The sequence below is a fragment of the Aeromonas sp. R6-2 genome (genome assembly GCF_040908155.1).
Taxonomy (GTDB): domain Bacteria; phylum Pseudomonadota; class Gammaproteobacteria; order Enterobacterales; family Aeromonadaceae; genus Aeromonas; species Aeromonas schubertii.
Genome location: NZ_JBFODE010000030.1, coordinates 1 through 20,239, shown reverse-complemented (window position 1 = coordinate 20,239; position 20,239 = coordinate 1). Strand labels below are relative to the sequence as shown.

General features: G+C 61.3%; 15 protein-coding genes. 6 read left to right on the top strand and 9 right to left on the bottom strand.

All coding sequences use genetic code 11. The features are described 5' to 3' along the window. Positions 1-70: 70 nt before the first annotated feature. The gene (locus AB5Y48_RS05955; protein ID WP_224163511.1) at positions 71-955 is read left to right on the top strand and encodes a LysR family transcriptional regulator; all 885 of its coding nucleotides are present in this window, start codon (positions 71-73) and stop codon (positions 953-955) included. Here the strand turns inward: AB5Y48_RS05955 and AB5Y48_RS05950 are convergent. The 6 genes from AB5Y48_RS05950 to aroQ all read right to left on the bottom strand — a co-directional run bounded on the left by AB5Y48_RS05950 (position 946) and on the right by aroQ (position 6,482). Further along, a complete protein-coding gene (locus tag AB5Y48_RS05950) occupies positions 946-2,334 on the bottom strand; it encodes a PTS transporter subunit EIIC (RefSeq protein WP_050667970.1) in 1,389 nt (462 codons plus the stop codon). The two genes, AB5Y48_RS05955 and AB5Y48_RS05950, sit on opposite strands and share 10 nt — an antisense overlap. Before the next feature lie 79 nt (positions 2,335-2,413). After that, positions 2,414-3,871 (bottom strand): sodium/pantothenate symporter, encoded by a 1,458-nt coding sequence (gene panF / locus AB5Y48_RS05945; protein WP_224163513.1) that lies wholly within the window; start codon positions 3,869-3,871, stop codon positions 2,414-2,416. After that, positions 3,861-4,109 (bottom strand): DUF997 family protein, encoded by a 249-nt coding sequence (locus AB5Y48_RS05940; RefSeq protein ID WP_224161081.1) that lies wholly within the window; start codon positions 4,107-4,109, stop codon positions 3,861-3,863. Before AB5Y48_RS05940 ends, panF begins: the two co-directional genes overlap by 11 nt. A 79-nt stretch (positions 4,110-4,188) precedes the next feature. After that, positions 4,189-5,529 (bottom strand): acetyl-CoA carboxylase biotin carboxylase subunit, encoded by a 1,341-nt coding sequence (gene accC, locus AB5Y48_RS05935; RefSeq protein WP_050667984.1) that lies wholly within the window; start codon positions 5,527-5,529, stop codon positions 4,189-4,191. A gap of 10 nt (positions 5,530-5,539) precedes the next feature. Continuing rightward, complete coding sequence (gene accB, locus AB5Y48_RS05930) at positions 5,540-5,995, bottom strand: acetyl-CoA carboxylase biotin carboxyl carrier protein (protein ID WP_050667983.1); 456 nt, start codon at positions 5,993-5,995, stop codon at positions 5,540-5,542. Positions 5,996-6,032: 37 nt separating this feature from the next. After that, positions 6,033-6,482, bottom strand: coding sequence for a type II 3-dehydroquinate dehydratase (gene aroQ / locus AB5Y48_RS05925; RefSeq protein WP_050667982.1), 450 nt, complete (start codon positions 6,480-6,482; stop codon positions 6,033-6,035). Between the two features lie 251 nt (positions 6,483-6,733). On the opposite strand from aroQ, the gene AB5Y48_RS05920 reads away from it, so the two are divergent. After that, positions 6,734-7,135, top strand: coding sequence for an META domain-containing protein (locus AB5Y48_RS05920; protein WP_368163992.1), 402 nt, complete (start codon positions 6,734-6,736; stop codon positions 7,133-7,135). A gap of 42 nt (positions 7,136-7,177) precedes the next feature. On the opposite strand, the gene AB5Y48_RS05915 is transcribed toward AB5Y48_RS05920, so the two are convergent. Together AB5Y48_RS05915 and aceK are read right to left on the bottom strand one after the other, a co-directional pair. Continuing rightward, positions 7,178-10,045 (bottom strand): HD domain-containing phosphohydrolase, encoded by a 2,868-nt coding sequence (locus AB5Y48_RS05915; protein ID WP_368163991.1) that lies wholly within the window; start codon positions 10,043-10,045, stop codon positions 7,178-7,180. Between the two features lie 68 nt (positions 10,046-10,113). Next, positions 10,114-11,841 (bottom strand): bifunctional isocitrate dehydrogenase kinase/phosphatase, encoded by a 1,728-nt coding sequence (gene aceK / locus AB5Y48_RS05910; protein WP_050667979.1) that lies wholly within the window; start codon positions 11,839-11,841, stop codon positions 10,114-10,116. Between the two features lie 119 nt (positions 11,842-11,960). Here aceK and AB5Y48_RS05905 point away from each other — a divergent pair, with 119 nt between their 5' ends. The 4 genes from AB5Y48_RS05905 to thrC all read left to right on the top strand — a co-directional run bounded on the left by AB5Y48_RS05905 (position 11,961) and on the right by thrC (position 17,585). Next, entirely contained in the window at positions 11,961-12,650 is a 690-nt protein-coding gene (locus AB5Y48_RS05905) for a tRNA/rRNA methyltransferase (protein WP_050667978.1), read from the top strand. Between the two features lie 227 nt (positions 12,651-12,877). Beyond that, positions 12,878-15,337, top strand: coding sequence for a bifunctional aspartate kinase/homoserine dehydrogenase I (gene thrA, locus AB5Y48_RS05900; RefSeq protein ID WP_050667977.1), 2,460 nt, complete (start codon positions 12,878-12,880; stop codon positions 15,335-15,337). A gap of 2 nt (positions 15,338-15,339) precedes the next feature. Then, positions 15,340-16,314, top strand: coding sequence for a homoserine kinase (gene thrB, locus AB5Y48_RS05895; RefSeq protein ID WP_060588312.1), 975 nt, complete (start codon positions 15,340-15,342; stop codon positions 16,312-16,314). Then, positions 16,311-17,585: a threonine synthase gene (gene thrC, locus AB5Y48_RS05890; RefSeq protein ID WP_368163990.1), complete on the top strand. Its 1,275-nt coding sequence runs from the start codon at positions 16,311-16,313 to the stop codon at positions 17,583-17,585. Before thrB ends, thrC begins: the two co-directional genes overlap by 4 nt. A 244-nt stretch (positions 17,586-17,829) precedes the next feature. Here the strand turns inward: thrC and AB5Y48_RS05885 are convergent, their stop codons facing one another. Then, positions 17,830-19,431: a tetratricopeptide repeat protein gene (locus tag AB5Y48_RS05885; protein ID WP_368163989.1), complete on the bottom strand. Its 1,602-nt coding sequence runs from the start codon at positions 19,429-19,431 to the stop codon at positions 17,830-17,832. Positions 19,432-20,239: the final 808 nt, after the last annotated feature.

The following is a 20,239-nucleotide window of genomic DNA, read 5'->3' as shown; positions in this document are numbered from 1 at the left end:
ATTGGTCGCCACTCTAGCGCCTGCTATTATCCAGATTAAGGTGGGTAATTAAGAAAGAGTGTTCGTATAAATGAACAATCAGCCACTCGACCTCATGGGTCTGTTTGCCGTATTGGTGGAGCAGGGGAGTTTTACCGCCGCCGCCGAGCTGCTCGGCATGCCCAAGTCTTCGGTGAGCCAGAAGCTGGCCCGTCTGGAGGCGCATCTCGGGGTGCGGCTGCTGCAGCGTACCACCCGGCGTTTGCACCTCACTCCCCAGGGAGAGGCCTACTATCAGCACTGCCGGGCAATACGGGAGCGGGCGAGTCAGGCCGCCAGAGAGATGAGTCTGTTGCAGGAGACGGCGAGCGGACGGCTGCGGATCACGGCGCCGGAGGCGACCGGTATCCTCTTGCTCGGTGGTTGGCTGGCCGGGTTTCAGCAGGCCTATCCCGGGGTCAGCATCGAGCTGGTGCTCTCCGACGAGCAGCGGGATCTGATAGGGGAGGGATTCGATCTGGCGATGCGGGCGGCGCCCCTCAAGGATTCGAGCCTCATCTGTCGCAAGGTGGGGGCGGTGCCCCGCCACCTGGTGGCCTCACCCGCCTATCTGGCGCGGCGAGGGGAGCCCCATACCCTGGCCGAGCTCAGTCAGCACGAGTGCCTGGTGCACCACTCCCTGCCCCTGTGGCCTCTGGGGGAGCGCCCCTTCACGCCACCCTCCCGCACCCAGAGCAACAGCCTGCTGGCCTTGCACCAGATGGCGTTGGGGGGGGCCGGCATCGCCCTGCTCCCCCTCCATCTCTGTGGCGACGCCTTGGGTGAAGGGCGGTTGTGCCGGGTGTTGCCCGATCTGGCGATCCCCGATAACCCCTTCTACTTCGTCTACCCGAGCCGGGAGTATCTGGCTCCCGCCCTGATCGTCCTGATGGAGTGGGTGCAGCAGCGACTCCCCTTTGCCCCCGCCTACTCCTGAGCGGGGTGAACCGGGTGGTTGCCGAGGGGAACCGATTGTCGTTCGGCCAGCATGCGGATCTGGGACTCGACGGGCCCGGCATTGGGGCCCAGCACCAGCACCAGCTGATGGTCGTTGATGATCATCCAGGAGAGGCAGCCGAGCTGGGGGAGCCGGCTCTGATCCACCCGCCCCATGCTCTCGACCCTCAGGCTGAGACGGGTCAGGCAGACGCTGATGGCTTGCAGGTTATCGAGCCCGCCCAGGGCCTTGAGATACTGGATCGCCAGCATCTGGGGATCCCCCGAGGGGGCGCAGGCCGCGGTGGCGTGGCCCAGGGGAGTGAGGCGACTGAGCTTCTCGCCGTCCAGCAGCAGCCAGAAGGTGAGGGCGTAGATCACGAAGAAGAGGATGCCGATGGGGATGAGCCAGAAGGCGTTTACCCCGCTCGGGGCACACAGCAGCAGATCGAGCAGTCCGGCCGAGAAGTAGCTGCCCACCTCGATGCCGATCATCTTGCACAGGGCCAGGGAGAGGCCGGTGAGCAGGGCGTGGGCCAGAAACAGGCGCGGTGCCGTGAAGGCAAACAGAAACTCGATGGGCTCAGTGATGCCGAGCAGGGCCGAGGTGAGGGCCAGGGTCAGCAGCATGCCGCCCTGGGCCTCCTTGCGCTGGCGCAGCCGGTGTAGCCAGATGGCCAGGGTCGCCCCCGGCAGGCCAAACATGATGATGGGATAGAGGCCGGCCACAAACTCGGAGTGGGGAGGCAGGGCCTGGGCCAGGGCATCCAGATCGCCGGTGCCGATCCCAACCAGGCTACCCAGCACCTGATGCAGGCCGAAGGGGATCAGCAACCGGTTGAGCACCCCGTAGCAGAAGGCCCCGAGCGGTGTGTCGAGCAGGCGCTGGGCGAGCAGCACCACCCCCTGCTCGAAGGCCGGCCAGAGACCGGCCAGCGGCAGCACCAGCAGCAGGCAGGCGAGGGCCGAGAGCAGCATGGCCAGGGGCTCTCCCTGCAGAGGGTGCAGGGCCCTGGGGAGTCGCACCGTCATGGCCCAGGGCCAGCAGAGGGCCACCGTCAGGCCCGCCAGCAGGCCACACATCATGTCCGCGTGCAGATGGGGGAGCAGGCTGTCCATGGCGCTGGAGAGCAGCAGATAGCCTACGGCTCCGGTCAGCGCCTGTCCTCCGTGGCCCCGCTCGCTCAGACCAAAGGCGATGGCGATGGCGTAGATGAGGGGCATCTGGCTAAAGAGGGCCTGGCCGGTGAGGCTCAAGGCGGGGAGCTGCAGATCACCGAGGCGGATCAGCAGGGCCGCCAGGGGCAGCAGAGAGACCGGCAGCATCAGGGCGTAGCCGAGTCGCTGCAGGGTCTTGGTCAGGGGACGAGTCAGGTGCATGCCGAGGATCTGAAATGTGATACGGCGCACAGTTTACCCTAATCATCCCCATTTGGGGATAGCGTTTTCGGCTCGGGTGTCAGGATGCCTCGAACAGCGCCCGCACCTCCGCCTTCGGCGGCGGGGTCAGCCAGGTGGCTACCAGGAAGGCGGCCAGGGCCAGCAGCAGACTCGGCACTATGGGGTGTAGCCCCCAGGGCTTGATGGCCAACTGGGTGAGCAGACCATAACCGGTGGCGCCGGTCAGCATGCTGGCAAGCGCCCCGGCGCCGTTGGCGCGTGACCAGTAGAGGCCGAGCACCAGGGGCCAGAGGAAGACCGCCTGCAGGCCGCCGAAGGCGAGCAGGTTGAGCCAGATGATCATCTCGGGGGGCTCGAGCGCGGCCACCAGCACCAGGGCACCGAGGATCAGGGTGCACAGCAGGGAGAGGCGCGGCACCTGGACCCTCATCCGCTCCTCGCTCGGGCGCACATAGTTGACCCAGAGATCCTTGACCAGGGTGGCCGAGGCCTGAATGAGCTGGGAGTCGATGGTCGACATGATGGCCGCCATGGGGGCGGCGAGGAAGACCCCGGCGAGCCAGGGAGGGAGCACCTCCATCATCAGCGAGGGCATGATCTTGTCGGGGCTCTCCATGCCCGGCAGGATGGCGCGCCCCAGGGCGCCGGCCAGGTGCATGCCGAACATCAGAAACGCGCTCACCAGGGTGCCGATGAGGATGCCCCGGTGCAGCGCCTTGCTGTCCCGATAGCCAAAGCAGCGCAGGGCCGAGTGGGGCAGGCCGATCACCCCGAGGCAGACCAGCACCCAGAAGCTCAGCATGAAGGGCTGGGTCAGCAGATCGCCGGCCCCGGAGGGGCTCACCAGCTTGGGATCGATCTCCTTCAGTCGGTGCACCAGATTGGGCAGGCCGTCCCCCGCCACCAGGATGCCCCCGAGCAGGGCGGCGGTGCCGATCACCATGATGAGCCCCTGCAGGGCGTCGGTCATCACCACGGCCCGAAAGCCGCCGATCACCGTATAGAGCAGCACACAGCCGGCAAACAGCAGCAGCCCCTGCTGGTAGGAGAGGCCGGTGGCGGTCTCCAGCAGGCGCGCCCCGCCGATAAACTGCACCACCATGGTGGCGATAAAGGCGAGCACGATGGTGAGCGAGCCGACGATCACCACGGCGCGGGAGTGGTAGCGGGCCCACAGCATGTCGTTGATGGTCACCGCATTGACCCGGCGGGCGATGATGGCGAACTTCTTGCCAAGCACCCCCAGGGTGAGCCAGACGGTGGGCAGCTGGATCATCGCCAGCAGCACCCAGCCGAGCCCCACCTTGTAGGCAGCCCCCGGCCCCCCGATAAACGACGAGGCCGAGGTATAGGTGGCCACCAGGGTCATGGCGAGCACCAGCCCCCCCATGCTGCGGTTGCCGATGAAGTACTCGCTCATGAAGTTGCCACCGCTGCGGTGGCGACTGGCCCAGAAGCCCACCGCCAGCACCAGCAGCAGATAGACCAGCAGGGGCAGCAGCAACTCAGGGTTCATGACCGGACTCCTCGTCGTTGAGTTCCACCTCGACGAAGAGGCGATCGACCATGAGCGCGCACAGGGCGATAAACAGCAGGGGCATCAGGATGCAGCTGAGCAGAAACCAGAGCGGGATGCCCCACAGCTCGATGGCTTCGGGCACGGCGTAGGCGCTGGCGTACCAGGCGACGAAATAGAGCAGGGCCAGTCCGAGGCAGAGCAGGGCTTCCCGGCGGGCAAGGGCAAAGCGATTCACCTTGGCCTCCATCAAAACGGGGGGCGCAGAGGATAACAAAAAAGGGCCGTGTCGCCACGGCCCTTTTTGCAGGGGGTCCTTACAGACCCAACTTCTTGTGCAGGTAGTGGATATTGGTGCCACCGTGCTGGAAGTTCTCGTCCTTCATGATCTCTTTTTGCAGCGGGACGTTGGTCTTGATCCCCTCCACCACCAGCTCGTCGAGGGCCTGGCGCATGCGGGAGATGGCGACGTCACGGTTCTCGCCAAAGCAGATAAGCTTGCCGATCATCGAATCGTAGTAGGGGGGCACCTTGTATCCCGCATAGATGTGGGAGTCCCAACGCACGCCCAGACCACCCGGCGCGTGGAAGCGCTGGATCAGGCCCGGGGAGGGCAGGAAGGTGGCCGGATCCTCGGCATTGATCCGGCACTCGATGGCGTGGCCACGGATACGGATGTCCTGCTGGGTGATCGACAGGGGCTGGCCGGCGGCGATGCGCAGCTGCTCCTTGATGAGATCCACACCGGTGATCTGCTCGGTGACCGGGTGCTCTACCTGGATACGGGTGTTCATCTCGATGAAGTAGAACTCGCCGTTCTCGTAGAGGAACTCGAAGGTGCCCGCGCCGCGGTAACCGATCTCGATACAGGCGCGCACACAGCGTTCGCCGATGTTGCGACGCATCTCTTCGGTGATGCCCGGTGCCGGCGCCTCTTCCACCACCTTCTGGTGACGGCGCTGCATGGAGCAGTCGCGCTCACCCAGGTAGATGGCGTTGCCCTGGCCGTCGGCCAGCACCTGGATCTCGATGTGGCGCGGGTTCTCGAGGAACTTCTCCATGTAGACCATGTCGTTCTTGAAGAACTGACCGGCCTCGGACTTGGTCAGGGCGATGGCGCCCGCCAGCTCGGCCTCGCTGCGTACCACACGCATGCCGCGACCACCGCCGCCACCGGCGGCCTTGATGATCACCGGGTAACCGATGCGCTTGGCGATGGCGGCGTTACGCTTGGCGTCGTTCTCGACCGGGCCGTCGGAGCCCGGCACGCAGGGGACGCCCGCCTTCTTCATCGCATCGATGGCGGAGACCTTGTCCCCCATCAGACGGATGGTGTCGGCGCGCGGACCGATGAAGATGAAGCCGGATTTTTCCACCATCTCGGCAAAGTCGGCGTTCTCGGAGAGAAAGCCGTAGCCCGGGTGAATGGCGACGGCACCGGTCACCTCGGCCGCGGCTATGATGGCCGGGATATTGAGGTAGGAGTCGGTACTGGCCGGCTTGCCGATGCAGATGGACTCATCGGCCAGCAGCACGTGCTTGAGCTCGCGGTCGGCGGTGGAGTGCACGGCGACCGTCTTGATCCCGAGCTCCTTGCAGGCGCGCAGGATGCGCAGGGCGATTTCGCCCCGGTTGGCGATGACGACTTTATCGAGCATGTGACGTCCCTTATTCGATGATGAACAGCGGTTCGTCAAACTCCACGGGCTGGCCGTTCTCGATCAGGATGGCCTTGATCACGCCGCTCTTGTCAGACTCGATCTGGTTCATCATCTTCATGGCTTCGACGATGCACAGGGTATCGCCGGCATTGACCTGCTGACCCACTTCCACGAAGGCCTTGGCCTCCGGGCTGGAGGAGCGGTAGAAGGTGCCGACCATGGGGGAGCGAACCAGGTGGCCACTCGGGGTGGCGTCGGCAGCCGGGGCGGCAGCCACCGGAGCGGCGGCAACCTGAGCGACCGGGGCGGCCATCTGCGGCATCATCATCTGCGGGGCGGCAGTCACCTGGCCGCCGAAGTTGCGGCTGATGCGCACGGACTCTTCACCTTCGGAGATCTCCAGCTCAGCGATGCCGGACTCTTCAACCAGTTCAATCAGTTTCTTGATCTTGCGGATATCCATTAGCATTCTCTTTCTTCTTTTGTCTGTGCGTGAAAGATTATGCGGCGCGCAGATGACGCACGGCCGCGGTTAAGGCAAATTCGTAGCCGGCCGCTCCCAGCCCACAGATGACGCCCTTGGCGACATCGGAGAGGTAGGAGTGGTGGCGAAAGGGCTCCCGTGCATGGACATTGGACAGGTGCACCTCGATAAAGGGGATGGCCACCCCCAGCAGGGCATCGCGCAGGGCGACGCTGGTGTGGGTGAAGGCGGCGGGATTGATGACGATAAAGTCGACCCGGCCCATGGCCTGATGAATGGCCCCGATCAGCTCGCTCTCGGCGTTGGACTGCAGGTGTTCGAGCTCGACCCCCAGGGTGTCGGCCTGCTGCTGCAGATCGGCGACGATGTCGGCCAGGGTTTGGCTACCGTAGATACCCGGCTCCCGCTTGCCCAGCAGATTCAGGTTCGGACCGTTGAGCACGAGAATGCGGTGTTTTTGGGCCATATTCGCTTATCCTCGGCGAAGTTGCTGCGATCTTGCAGGATTCTCATCCCAAGAGAGCAATCTAGCCATTTTTCGTTCAATCGAGTGTGCCCTGGCACACAGATTCGGCAATTATATTGATTTCGTGAAAAATCACAGCATTTTACTGGTCTAATCTCTACATCAGTCTCTTTTTTGTTCAGTTCGGCCAATTTGACAAGGCAGTCAGCTTCGCTTCAAATGGGCCACCATCCACAGCGAGAGAGAAGACGATGACAAACCGTTTGGTTCTGATGGCCGCCCTGGTCCTGGGGGGATGCAGCGTGAACAGTGGCAACAGCATGGAGCAGTTCAAGAGCCAGCAGTGGCAACTGGCTGGCGCCAAGGGCGATACCTTCACCCTGCAGGTGGCCGGTGACCGCCTGGCCGGGCGTGGCGGTTGTAACCGCTACTTCGGGGCCATCGAGCAGATCGATGCCAGCACCCTCACCCTGGGCCCGGTCGGGGCGACTCGCATGATGTGCGTCGAAGGCGATCTCTCGGCCCGGGAAGGGGAGTTCTTCGGCAAGCTGGGTCAGGTGAAGGGCTATGCCGTCGCCGGTGATCGTCTTGAGCTCAAGAGTGCCGACGGCGCCGTGCTGCTCACCTTCGAAAGCCGGGGCGCAGCCAAGTAAGCCACCCTCAAGGGCCGCCGTCGCGGCCCTTCGTTTTTCCCCTCACGCGACGCTGGCTGTCGCACTCTCCTCCTCCAACAGGGCCCGCGTATCCACCTCATCCTGCTGCGCCGCAGAGAGGTAGCGCCTGCCATATTCCCGCCACAGGCCGCTTCGCACGAAGAGGGCAAACAGGGTCGGGTCTAAATGTCCCCCCTTCACCATGCCCTGCATGATAGTGAGGGCCTGGCTCAGGCTCTTGGGTTGCTTGTAGGGACGATCGCTGGCGGTGAGCGCCTCGAACACATCGGCCAGGGCGATGATACGGGTACACAGGTCCAGCTCGCCCGCCGGCACGGCGCAGGGGTAACCGCGGCCATCCATCCGTTCGTGATGCCCGCCCGCCATGGCGGGTACACCCTTGAGGTGGTGCGGGAAGGGGAGGGCCTCGAGCATCCGAATGGTCTGGATGATGTGCTCGTTAATCTTGTAGCGCTCCTCCCGGGTCAGGGTCCCGGCGCCTATGGTGAGGTTGTGCAGCTCCCCCCTGTCATAGAGCCAGGGCGGTGGCTGCAGGGCGAAGCGAGGATCGCGCACCGCAGGCACCTCATAGGGGATGCGCTGTTCGGGCCGGTCCGCCAGCAGGGGCTCGCGCACCGGCAGGGGGTGGGGCGGGGAATGGCGCGAGAGCTCCTCATCCGACAGCCCCAGCCGGTCGTCCAGGGTGCGCAGCCAGCTGCGCCCGGCGATCTCCCCGAGGCGGGCGATGGCGGTCTCATCCATCCGCTCCTGTCCCAGGTTGCAGCGGGCGACGAAGGCAAACTCCTCATCCAGCTGCCGCCACTGCTGCGCCACTTCCCGGCGGGCCGCCGCCGTCCGGGAGGCGTCGAGCCCCCCCTCCAGGGCGGTGATCAGGGCATCGCGCTTGAGCACCTCGAAGCGGGTACGCACCTCGTGGATCCGGTTGTGCAGGGTCTCGAGCTTGGTGGACTTGTCCATCACATACTCCGGGGTCGTTATCTTGCCGCAGTCGTGCAGCCAGCTGGCCAGCTCGATGGCCTCCCACTCCCTAGGGCCGGGGCGGAAGGTGGCCAGCTCCCCTTGCCGGCTCTCGCTGGCGGCCCGGGCCAGGGCCATGGCCAGCTCGGGGACGCGGCGACAGTGGCCTCCCGTGTGGGGGCTCTTGGCGTCGACAGCGCCGGCCACCAGTTGCACCAGGGCATCGAGCAGGGCCTTCTGCTCGTGGATCAGGCGCTGGGTCAGGAGGGCCGAGCCGGTGTTGCCGGCCAGGGCTCGCAGCAAGTTGAGTCCCGCATGCAACCGCTCCGTGTCGGTATCGGGCAGGACGAAGATCATCACGCCCGCCCAGTTGCCCAGGTGGTCCTTGAGGGGCTCCATGGCCAGCAGGCAGGGACCCGGATCCGGGACCAGAAAGCGCAGCCGTTGCCACTGGGCCTCGCTTGGGGGAAGGAGGCGCCCCTCGCTGGAGGAGAGGATCTCCTCCTGGGTCAGTGTGAAGGTCTCGTCAGGCGCCGTGATGATCTGCGCCTCCCAGCGTCCGGTCAGGATACGAAAGCCGCTCTCTTCCTGGAGGGCGATGGCGCCTCCTCTGGCCTGCAGCACCTGGCACGACTCGTCCAGCAGTTGCTGCAACAGCGCCTCGAAGCTGGGCCGGCTGGCCATCGCCTCGCCGATGTTGATGAAGTGACGCAGGGCATCCTTGAGACGGGTGATGGTGACGCTCAGGGCATCGAGCTCTGTGATGGGATAGCGCGCCAGGGGGGCGGCATCGAGACGGAACTGGCCGAGCGCTCCCAGCTCGGCGGTGAGCCCTTGCAGGGGACGACTGATGCGGCGGGCGCACCACCAGATGCAGGGCAGGGCCAGCAGGAAGTAGAGCAGCAGGGGCAGGGTGAAGGTGAGGGCGACCCGGTTGGCCTTTTGCTCCAGCCTGTCCATGGGGTAGGCCAGCAGCACACTCACCTCGTTATCCTCGGTGTTGATGTCGTGAAGACGCCACTCCTGGCCGTCGGGCAGGGTCACCCGGTTGAGCGGGTGGCCCAGGGCGCCGGGTCTGGCCAGCTCCCGGGCCAGTTGCTGCAGCAGCGGCGAGGGGATGCTGGCCAGTGGCGGGGCCTCCCCCTCCTTGAGGGTCCCTGCAGGCAAGTGGTTGCCATAGATGAGCCGCAGCTGGCGGGTATCTATCACCAGCAGGTTGCCATCGAGATCCCCATAGGCCTGCTCCAGGGCGCGGCGCATCACGGCCAGGCCGGATCCCAACCCCATGACAGCCTCACCGTTTCGGGTCGCCATCAGGGTGGCCAGGGTGGCATCTATCTTGTCGTTTTGCTTGTTGAGGGGCAGGGAGAGGGGCTGCTGGCTCTGTTGCAGCCGGGCAAACAGGCGCGCACCCAGGCGGGGGGTCGTGATGGGCCCCTGCTCGCGGCTCAGCTCATTGAGATCATCGTCGAACAGGATGCGGGTCTGGGTGGCGCCATCGCTCTCGACCTCGGTCAACAACCAGTGAGGGGGCTGCGCGGGCCTGTCTATCCGGCTTAGGGTGAAGAGATCCCCGTCTTGCCACTGCATGAAAAGCCCCTCGATGGAGGGTCGCAGGATCAGGATCTTGCGCCACAGGGGCAGAAAGCTGCGTCGCTGTGCCCAGCTCTGCTTGTCCTGCAGCGGGTCGTTGCCGATCATCCGCAGCAGGGCGGCCGAGTTGGCCCTCTCCTCATCCATGGCGCCCTGCACCCGGTCACGCACGTGGCGCAGCTCCTGCTTCTGCTGGGAGAGGGCCATCCTGATCGCCTCCTGATAGGCCTGAAAGGCGAGCAGGGTGATGAGGATGCCCAGTAACAGGGCAAAGGTCAGGGTGATGAAAAGAGAGAAGGAGACGGGGGCGTGTTGACGCCCCTCTTTGGTGATCCCCATGGTGCCCTCGCAAGCGTGGGAGGGGCCACCCCCTCATCGGTTATCGAGGGTATCGAAAGAGACTCTCTTTAACCACCCCTTTGATACTTGAAGCGTTTCTTGCGCCGATAGGGAAAGACGTCCTCGATGTGGCCGTCGCGGATGCGTCGCTGCTGCTCCTGCCAGAAGCTCGCCTCGAACATCTCCTTGTGCAGGGCCAGCATGATCTCGCGCACCTGGGGTTTTTGCAGCAGGAAGGTGGCGAACTCCTCGGGGAAGATGTCGCTCGGCCCCACCGAATACCAGGGCTCGGCGCACAGCTCATCCTCGGGGTAGCGAGGCGGCGGGATCTGACGGAAGTTGCACTCGGTCATGTAGCAGATCTCGTCGTAGTCATAGAAGACCACCCGGCCGTGACGGGTTACCCCGAAGTTTTTAAACAGCATGTCGCCGGGGAAGATGTTGGCCGCCGCCAACTGCTTGATGGCGTTGCCGTACTCCTCCAGGGCCAGCCGGGTCTGCTGCTCGTCGGCCTGATCCAGGTAGAGGTTGAGCGGGATCATCTTGCGCTCAGTGTAGAGGTGGCGGATCACCAGCTTGTCGCGGGTGAGGGTCAGCGCCGAGGGCGCCACCTTCTGCAGCTCGGCCAGAAGATCCGGGTGAATGCGCTCGAGGGGAAACTCGAAGTTGGTGAACTCCTGGGTGTCGGCCATGCGCCCGACCCGGTCGTGCTGCTTGACCAGCCGGTACTTCTCTTTGACCTGCTCGTGGCTCACCTCCTTGGGGGGGGTGAACTCATCCTTGATCACCTTGAACACCACGTCGTAGGAGGGGAGGGTAAACACGCTCATCACCATCCCCTTGATGCCGGGGGCGATGATGAACTGCTCCCGGCTCTGGGCCAGGTGTTGCAGGTAGTGGCGATAGAGCTCGGTCTTGCCGTGCTTCTGGCAGCCGATGGCGTTGTAGATCTCGTAGTCCGCCTTGTTGGGGAGGATCTGGCGCAAGAAGGCCACATAGAGGGCCGGCGCCGGGGCATAGACCATGAAGTAGGCGCGGGCGAAGCCAAACACGATGGAGGCGATATCGGGCTCGAAGATGACGGTGTCGACGCTGATCGCCTCGCCGCTGTTGAGCAGGGGCAGCAGGAAGGGGAGCACCTGGCCGTCGCAGCGCACCAGTCCCACCAGATAGGCCGCCTTGTTGCGAAAGAAGGGCTCGCGCAGCAACTCCAGGGTGAAGGGGCGCTCCTGCAGCAGGGCCGGTCCGCTCTCGGCCAGGTGGCGGCAGATATCCATGATGTCGCGCCGGCTGTCCTCATAGGGGAGGGTGAAGCGAAAGTCGCTCAAGATCTGGTCCAGGGTGGCCGGCAGGGCGGTGGCATCGCTCTGGTAGCGACGCAGCAGGCGGGAGAGATCCGGATTGTCGCCCCGGGAGAGGAAGCGGTGAATGTAGAGGTTCTCGTCCTTGATGTTGCGATGGCGGAAGATGCGCCGGTAGACGGAGTTGAAAAACGACTCGGCCACCTCGAAGTTCTCGCAGCCTGGCAGCAGATCGCTAAAGGCCCCCTTGACCCGCTTGAGCAGCTCCTGATTGACGTGGTGCTCCCCCATCATCTGGCGGATAGAGGCGGCGGTGGCCCCCACGTGGTAGTCGTAGAGGCGGATCCGCTCACGCCCGGCGAGCTGCACCCCGAGCCAGTCGCAGTGCTCGAAGCGGCTCTTGGCGCCGCGGGTGATCTCGAGAAAGCGGCTGTAGAAGGCCTCGAAGCGCTGCAGTATGGTCCTTGCGACCTCCTGCTCCAGAGTCGGTTTCATTCATCACCTTCCTTGTGGCTTTTTTGGCCACTATGGCAAGGTTCAAACGGCTGTTCAAGTGGCATTTTTGTGGCGGAAACGGTAGATTTCGCCCCCTGTTTGCCCGAGAGGAATCCCCCATGAAGCTCTATTTTGTGCTGGTGTCGCCGGCCCGTCCCGAGAATGTCGGCGCCGCCGCCCGCGCCATCAAGACCATGGGCTTCGACGCCATGCGCATCGTCGCAAGCCAGGCCCACGAGGCCGAGCAGGCGAGCTGGGTGGCCCACGGCGCCCAGGAGGTGCTCGCCTCGGCCGAGTCGTTCGACACCCTGGAGGCGGCCCTCTCCGACGTGGATCTCGCCATTGCCACCACGGCCCGCCAGCGTGGCCGCTACCAGCACTACCTGACCCCGGCGCAAATTCGCGAACAAATTGCCGCGAAAAAGCTGGAAAAAGTCGCCATCGTGTTCGGTTGTGAGGAGTCGGGGCTCTCCAACGAGCAGCTCGGCCACTGCGATCTCATCAGCTATCTGCCGCTTAGGGTCAGCTACCCCTCGCTCAACCTCGGCCAGGCGATCATGCTGTATGCCTGGGAGCTCAGCCCCCTGCTCGACGCCCCCGAGGCGCCCGCCGACGAGGCGGTGAGCGAGGCCCAGGTCAGGGTGCTCAAGGGGACCACCTCCGGGTTACTCGGTGAACTGGGTGTTTCGCAGGATGAAAAACTGCATCAATGGGCGATGGACCGGATTCCCATGCTGCCCCAGCGGGATCTCAACATGCTCCACCTCTTGTGCAAAGACCTCGCCCGTCGCCTCGGTCTGAAAGATTGAGTTGACAGCCCAAGGCCCCTCGGGGTATTGCTAAAAGCACTTTCGATTCAGAGATGTCGTTCATGGCTCAGCGTCAACGTATCACCACCACCATTATTACTACCGGTACCACCATGGGTGGCGCTGGGGTCGGCTGATACGCGAACGAAACAGGTTCAAACATCACCAAAAGGCCCGTACCACCCAGTACGGGCCTTTTTGTTAGGCAAATTACAGGGAGAGAAGAGATGCGAGTGTTGAAGTTTGGTGGGTCCAGTCTGGCGGATCCCGAGCGTTTCCTGCGGGCCGCCGAAATCGCCATTAACACCCATAGCCAGTCCCAGGTGGCCCTGGTACTGTCGGCCCCGGCCAAGGTGACCAACCACCTGGTGGCCCTGGTCGAGCAGACCAGCCGCGGCATGGACGCGAGCCAAACCCTGAGCGATATCCGCGCCATCTTCGAGCGGGTACTGGCCGGCCTCAAGAGCGCCTGCCCGGCGCTGGATGACGCCAGCCTCAAGGCCCGTCTGGACGAGGAGCTCGGCAGTGTCGAGCGCATGATGCGCGGCATCGCCCTGCTCGGTCAGTGCCCGGACAACGTCCAGGCCCGCATCCTGAGCCGTGGCGAGAACCTCTCCATCGCCTTCATGACCGGCCTCTTGCAGGCGCGCGGCATCGAGACCGGCTTCATCTGCCCCGAGCAGCTGCTGGTGACCGACGGCAACTTCCTCGAGGCCCACGTCAACATCGAGGCCTCCCGCCAGCGCTTTGCCGCGGCCGGGCTCGATAACCAGCGCTTCTACCTGATGCCGGGCTTCACCGGCGGCAACGACAAGGGCGAGACTGTGCTGCTCGGTCGCAACGGCTCCGACTACTCGGCCGCCGTGCTGGCCGCCTGTGTCGACGCCGAGTGCTGCGAGATCTGGACCGACGTGGAGGGCTGCTACAGCTGTGACCCGCGCCTGGTGCCGGACGCCTACCTGCTGAAAACCCTCTCCTACAAGGAGGCGATGGAGCTCTCTTACTTCGGCGCCAAGGTGCTGCACCCGAAAACCGTCGCCCCGGTGGCCCAGTTCCAGATCCCGTGTCTGATTAAAAACAGCTTCAACCCCCAGGGCCCCGGCACCCTGATCGGCCCCGACAGTGGTGACGATGGCCTCAAGGTCAAAGCCATCTCGGATCTCTCGGGCATGAGCATGTTCAACGTCTCCGGCCCCGGCATGAAGGGCATGGTCGGCATGGCCGGTCGCATCTTCGCTGCCGTCTCGCGCGCCGGGGTCAGCATAGTGCTCATCACCCAGTCATCCTCCGAGTACAGCGTCAGCTTCTGTATCCACAGCTACGACGAGGAGAAGACCCGCAAGGTGCTCGAGCGCGAATTCGCGCTGGAGTTCAAAAACCAGCTGCTCGAGCCCCTCGAGGTGGTGAGCAACCTGGCCATCATCTCGCTGATCGGTGACGGCATGCGCACCAGCAAAGGCATGGCGGCGCGCTTCTTTACCTCCCTGGCCCAGGCCTCCATCAACATCGTCGCGATCGCCCAGGGCTCGAGCGAGCGCTCCATCTCCGCCGTGGTGCGCGCCGGCAAGGTGGCCGAGGCCATCAAGGCTTGCCACCAGAACTTCTTCGGCAGCCAGCAGTTTATCGATCTCTTCATGGTTGGCGTGGGCGGCGTCGGCGAGGCCCTGGTCGAGCAGATCCGCCGCCAGCAGCCGGTGCTGGCCGAGCAGGGCATAGGCCTGCGCGTCGTGGCGCTGGCCAACAGCCGCCAGATGGTGAGCTGCCCCGATGGCCTCAAGCTCGACAACTGGAAGGCCCAGCTCGCCGAGGGGCGTGGCAGCTTCACCCTGGAAGAGGTCAAGCGTCTGGTGGAAGAGAGCCACATCATCAACCCGGTGATCGTCGACTGCACCTCGAGCGAAGCCGTGGCCGCCCAATACGCCGACTTCCTGGCCGCCGGGTTCCACGTGGTGACCCCGAACAAGAAGGCCAACACCGGCTCCATGGATTACTACAAGGCCCTGCGCCGCACCGCCCAGCAGACCCGCCGCAAGTTCCTCTACGAGACCAACGTGGGCGCCGGCCTGCCGGTCATCGAGAACCTGCAAAACCTCATCAAGGCGGGCGATCGCCTGCGTGCCTTCGACGGCATACTGTCCGGCTCGCTCTCCTTTATCTTCGGCAAGCTCGACGAGGGCATGGCTTTCTCCGAGGCGACCAAGATCGCCCGTGGCAACGGCTTCACCGAGCCGGATCCGCGCGATGACTTGAACGGCATGGACGTGGCGCGCAAGCTGCTCATTCTGGCCCGCGAGGCCGGCATGCCCCTCGAGCTTGCCGATGTGCAGGTCGAGCAGGCCCTGCCGCCCGGCTTCGATGTGAGCGGCGATGTGGACTCCTTCATGGCCCGCCTGCCCGAGGCCGACGGCTGGTTCCGCGACCAGTTCGCCGCGGCCCAGACCGAGGGCAAGGTGCTGCGCTACGTGGGCTCCATCGAGGGGGGCAAGTGCAAGGTCGCCATCAAGGCGGTCGGCCCGGACGAGCCGCTCTTCAAGGTCAAGGACGGTGAGAACGCGCTCGCCTTCTTCTCGAGCTACTACCAGCCCATCCCCCTGGTGCTGCGCGGCTATGGCGCGGGGGCGGACGTGACCGCCGCCGGGGTGTTTGCCGACATACTGCGCACCCAAAACTGGCAGCAGGAGATCTGATGATGAGTGCAGACATGCGCGACAGCGTGGTGGCCTATGCGCCGGCATCGAGCGCCAACCTGAGCGTCGGCTTCGACGTGCTGGGGGCAGCCCTGGCCCCCATCGATGGCTCCCTGCTCGGCGATCGGGTGCTGGTCGAGGCGGGGGACGCCCCCTTCTCCCTCGCCGCCGTCGGGCGCTTTGCCCACAAGCTCCCCGATGATCCGAAAAAGAACATCCTCTACGACTGCTGGGTCGGCTATGGGGAGGCGCTGCAAAAACAGGGGCTCGCCCTCAAGCCCCTGCACATGGTGCTGGAGAAAAACCTGCCGGTGGGCTCGGGGCTCGGCTCGAGCGCCTGCAGCGTGGTGGCGGCGCTGGAAGGGCTCAACGCCTTTCACGGCCATCCCCTCGGCGAAGAGGCACTGCTACTGCTGATGGGGGAGATGGAGGGGCGCATCTCGGGCTCGGTCCACTACGACAACGTCGCCCCCTGTTATCTCGGTGGCATGCAGCTTATCGTCGAGGAGGCGGGCATCATCAGCCAGGGCATTCCGGCCTTCGACGAGTGGTACTGGGTGGTCTGCTACCCGGGCACTGTGGTGTCGACCGCCGCGGCGCGCGCCATCCTGCCGGCCCAGTATCGCCGCCAGGACTGCCTCACCTTCGGCCGCCGCCTGGCCGCCTTCGTGCACGCCAGCTACACCGGCCAGGAGCCCCTGGCCGCCAGCGTGCTCAAGGATGTGATTGCCGAGCCCTACCGCGCGGCACTGATCGAAGGCTTTAACGAGGTGCGCGATCACGCCGCCCAGAACGGAGCCCTGGCGACCGGCATCTCGGGCTCGGGCCCGACCCTGTTCTCGGTCATGAAGGATGCCGCCCAGGCCGAGCGCCTCAAGCGCTGGCTGGAACTCAATTTCGTCAAAAATGAAGATGGTTTTGCCCGTGTCTGCAAACTCGACCTGCAAGGGGCACGGATCACAGGAAGCGAGCTATGAATCTGTACAACATCAAGGACAACAGCGAACAGGTGAGTTTTGCCCAGGCCGTGCGCCAGGGGCTGGGACGCGGTCAGGGGCTCTTCTTCCCCGAGGTGATCTCGCCCCTGGAGGACGTCGACGCCCTGCTCGACCTGCCCCTGCGCGAGCGCTCGATCCGCCTGCTCGGCCATCTGCTTGGTGACGAGGTGAGCGAGGCGACCCTGCGCCAGATGGTCGAATCCGCCTTCACCTTCCCGGCGCCACTCGCCAAGGTCAGCGATCGCATCCACGCCCTGGAGCTGTTCCACGGCCCGACCCTGGCCTTCAAGGACTTCGGCGGCCGCTTCATGGCCCAGTGTCTGGCTGCGTTTCGCACCGATGATAAGATAACCATACTCACCGCCACCTCGGGCGACACCGGCGCCGCCGTGGCCCACGCCTTCTATGGGCTGGCGGGGATCGAGGTGGTGATCCTCTATCCCAAGGGCAAGATAAGCCCGCTGCAAGAGAAGCTCTTCTGCACCCTGGGCGGCAATATCCGCACCATCGCCATCGAGGGCGACTTCGACGCCTGCCAGGCCCTGGTCAAGCAATCCTTCGATGACGAGGCGCTGAAAAAAGCCATTGGCCTCAACTCGGCCAACTCCATCAACATCAGCCGCCTGCTGGCCCAGGTCTGCTACTACTTCGAGGCCATCGCCCAGCTGCCCAAAGCCGAGCGCGCCAACGCCGTGGTGAGCGTGCCGTCGGGCAACTTCGGCAACCTCACCGCTGGCCTGATTGCCAAGGCGCTGGGGCTGCCGGTGAAGCGCTTTATCGCCGCCACCAACGCCAACGATACCGTGCCCCGTTATCTCAAGACCGGCGTGTGGGAGCCGCACCAGACGGTGGCGACCCTGTCGAATGCCATGGACGTGAGCCGCCCCAACAACTGGCCGCGGGTCGAAGAGCTGTGTCGCCGCACGGGTTGGGCCCTGGAGACCCTCAGCTCTGCCATGCGCAGCGACGAGCAGACGGTCGATGCCCTCAAGCGCCTGCACGCCGAGGGGTATCTGTGCGAGCCGCACGGCGCCATCGCCTGGGACGCCCTGCAAAGCGAGCTGAAAGAGGACGAAGTGGGGGTGTTCCTCTGCACCGCCCACCCGGCCAAGTTCAAAGAGAGCGTGGACGAGATCCTGGGTCTCGATGTGCCCCTGCCGGGGCCGCTGGCCAAGCATGCCGAGCTGCCGCTGTTGTCGGTCACTCTGCCGGCGGAGTTTGAGCGGTTAAGGGCGTTTTTGGTGGACTAAGCCAATAAAAAAATCCCCCGTCTTTTGCAAAGGCGGGGGATTTTTGTTTTTAAAGTTGGACGAGCATCGACGGGGGGCTAGTCCCTACAGCATGTTCAAAAAGGGTCTGAAATTGATACCGAAGGAAGTGTTCTCTAAAGTAGCGTAAACAAGACACCGGTTTGAGGCCGGTGTCAGGTGATAGCTAGATCTGTACAATCTGGTTATAACTAAAACTGTAAATGCAAGACTATTTTTAATCGGTTTATAGAGATTGTTTTGAAGTGCTAAGTAAAAACTTAGTTCTTTGTCCTTTTGTCGTGATTAGAAGTTTTTTACATTTCGCAATGTAGTCGGTTATGTCACTTCTGTTCTTTGCATCATACCCTCCTTTCAATGGGAGGTTTTTTTCAGCCTTATCCAGTAAAGCTAAGGCTACTTCTAGGGTGTCAATCCGAGAGTCAAAGTCCATGTCATCGCGAGCTTTATGATATCTAGCAATGGCTTTTCTTAAAAGACAAAATGAAAAGCTCCTCCCTTTTTTGTTTGCAAGGTCAATGAATTTGTCACCTGAGATTAAATCATTCAGTCTGTAATGAATTATGGCGAGAACAACAATAGCATCACAGTTGTTCTCGTCCAGTTCGATTGCTTTTTCAGAAAGCTTTTTCGCATATGGAAGATCTTTGTTTTTATTGAGTAGAAACCAAGAATACCTGTCATGAAGGGCAGAGTTAAGTGGGTCATCCTCTAAGGCTAATTCGTACATGGATACCGCATTGTTTACATCGCCTTTGTCCGCATATACTTTTGCTGCTTTAGCATATTCTGTTCTAAATGCTTCAGCGACTCGATCTGCTCTATATTGATTCTCTATTTCCATTCTTTGTGTAAAATAAACATCCGTCGAGGATGCAATCGATTTTATACGAGATTGTTCACTGCTATCAAGTTTGGAAAATTGATGAAAGAAGAATCTTTTTGCAAGCTCAACAAGCTCTATATTATAGTCCTTCCCATAGTCAGTTAATACGGCGAAGTGTGTTTCAGCTAGACTTGAATGGAACTCAGTGTGTGGGAGCTCGACCTCTTGGCATATTTTGCTTATGCTTATTTGGTCAAGAGGGGATGATAGATTTATTGATATTAGGAATACTTCTCTTTGTTGTTTGCTAATTCTAGCCCAAGCATCTTCATATAAAAAATTAAGTAAATCTTCATTGGTTTTTTTGAAAACACTGTTAACCGCGTCATCGATGCCGATTTTGGATCTTGATATAAACTTAACCAAAGCTTCGAGTAGTATTGGTTTGTTATTTAGGGAGTTTGCGATTTTTCTTAATGTTTTATCTCCTGCTTGAGAAACTGGCTTCGCATGGTACTCATGAGCTAGAGCTTTCATTAAGTTTACAGCTTCACTTTCAGATAAGCCTTCTACTAATATCGGGCTGGCGCCAATGAACTCTCGTCTCCGAGAGGTTATAATTATTCTTCCTATTAATTTACCGACAGATTTAAAGAAATCACCAAGCTCTTTTACTTCTTGGGAGGTTGTAGCCAGTGTTTCTGTGTTATCTAGAATTAATAATATGTCATCTCTAGTCAAACCATTGTCTTTAATTATTCCAACGGCTTTATCTATTAAAGCTCTCCCTGATGCTGTATACCATTCTGAATTTAATATTGGTATGAAAAACCTAACAAGCTCTCTTATACATTCATCCATCATTGGATTAACGCCAGTTAGATGAACTAGACCTTTCTCAGACCACTTGGTCATTTTGGCGGTATAGTAAATAACTAGGGTGGGGAGTGGTTCGTTAAAATCAAATTGGCTATCGAGATACTGATTAAGAAACTCTAACACTAAGGTTGTCTTTCCATACCCACCATCACCATATACGAGACAAAATCTTGAATCCCGATCGTCAAACCACTCTATTAGCTTATTTATTTCGTCCTTTCTACCTTCAAAAGTGTCTGTTTGTCTAATTGGAATGTTGTGAAAAAATGAATGTTCTTTATTGTGTGATATTATGTTAGCTAGCGAATATTGACTCTTCTGTCTGAAATCGTCATTAGAGAAAACGTTGTCGTCTGGTAAATCAATCGTGAACTCTTCAGCATTGTCTAGGGATAGTAACTGTCCTTTAAGCTTCCATATGCCTTTTCTTGGTATTACTGATGTAATTACAATAGCATGTTCATTATTAACTAGAGGTGTTTTTATGGTGATTTCGCTGTGCGGTTTTTGCAGCTTTAAAACGTTTTCATTACTAATCTCAGGAATTATTTCTGAAAGAGTTGAAAAACATTCCTCGAAAAATTAACATGGACACCCATCGTTGTTTGGGGTTATTGGGAGTCCGGCTCTACAGTTGATGAATGTTTGTTGAAGCGGGAGGTGTGTGATGCCTCTGCCTAGTCGTAGCCAGGTGAGCCTGGCGGATACGCCTTACTACCACTGTGTCGCGCGCTGTGTCAGGCGAGCGTATCTAATTAACATGGACACCCATCGTTGCTTGGGGTTATTGGGCGTCCGGCTCTACAGTTGATGGAGGAATTAACATGGACACCGGCAATTAACATGGACACCCATCGTTGTTTGGGGTTATTGGGAGTCCGGCTCTACAGTTGATGAATGTTTGTTGAAGCGGGAGGTGTGTGATGCCTCT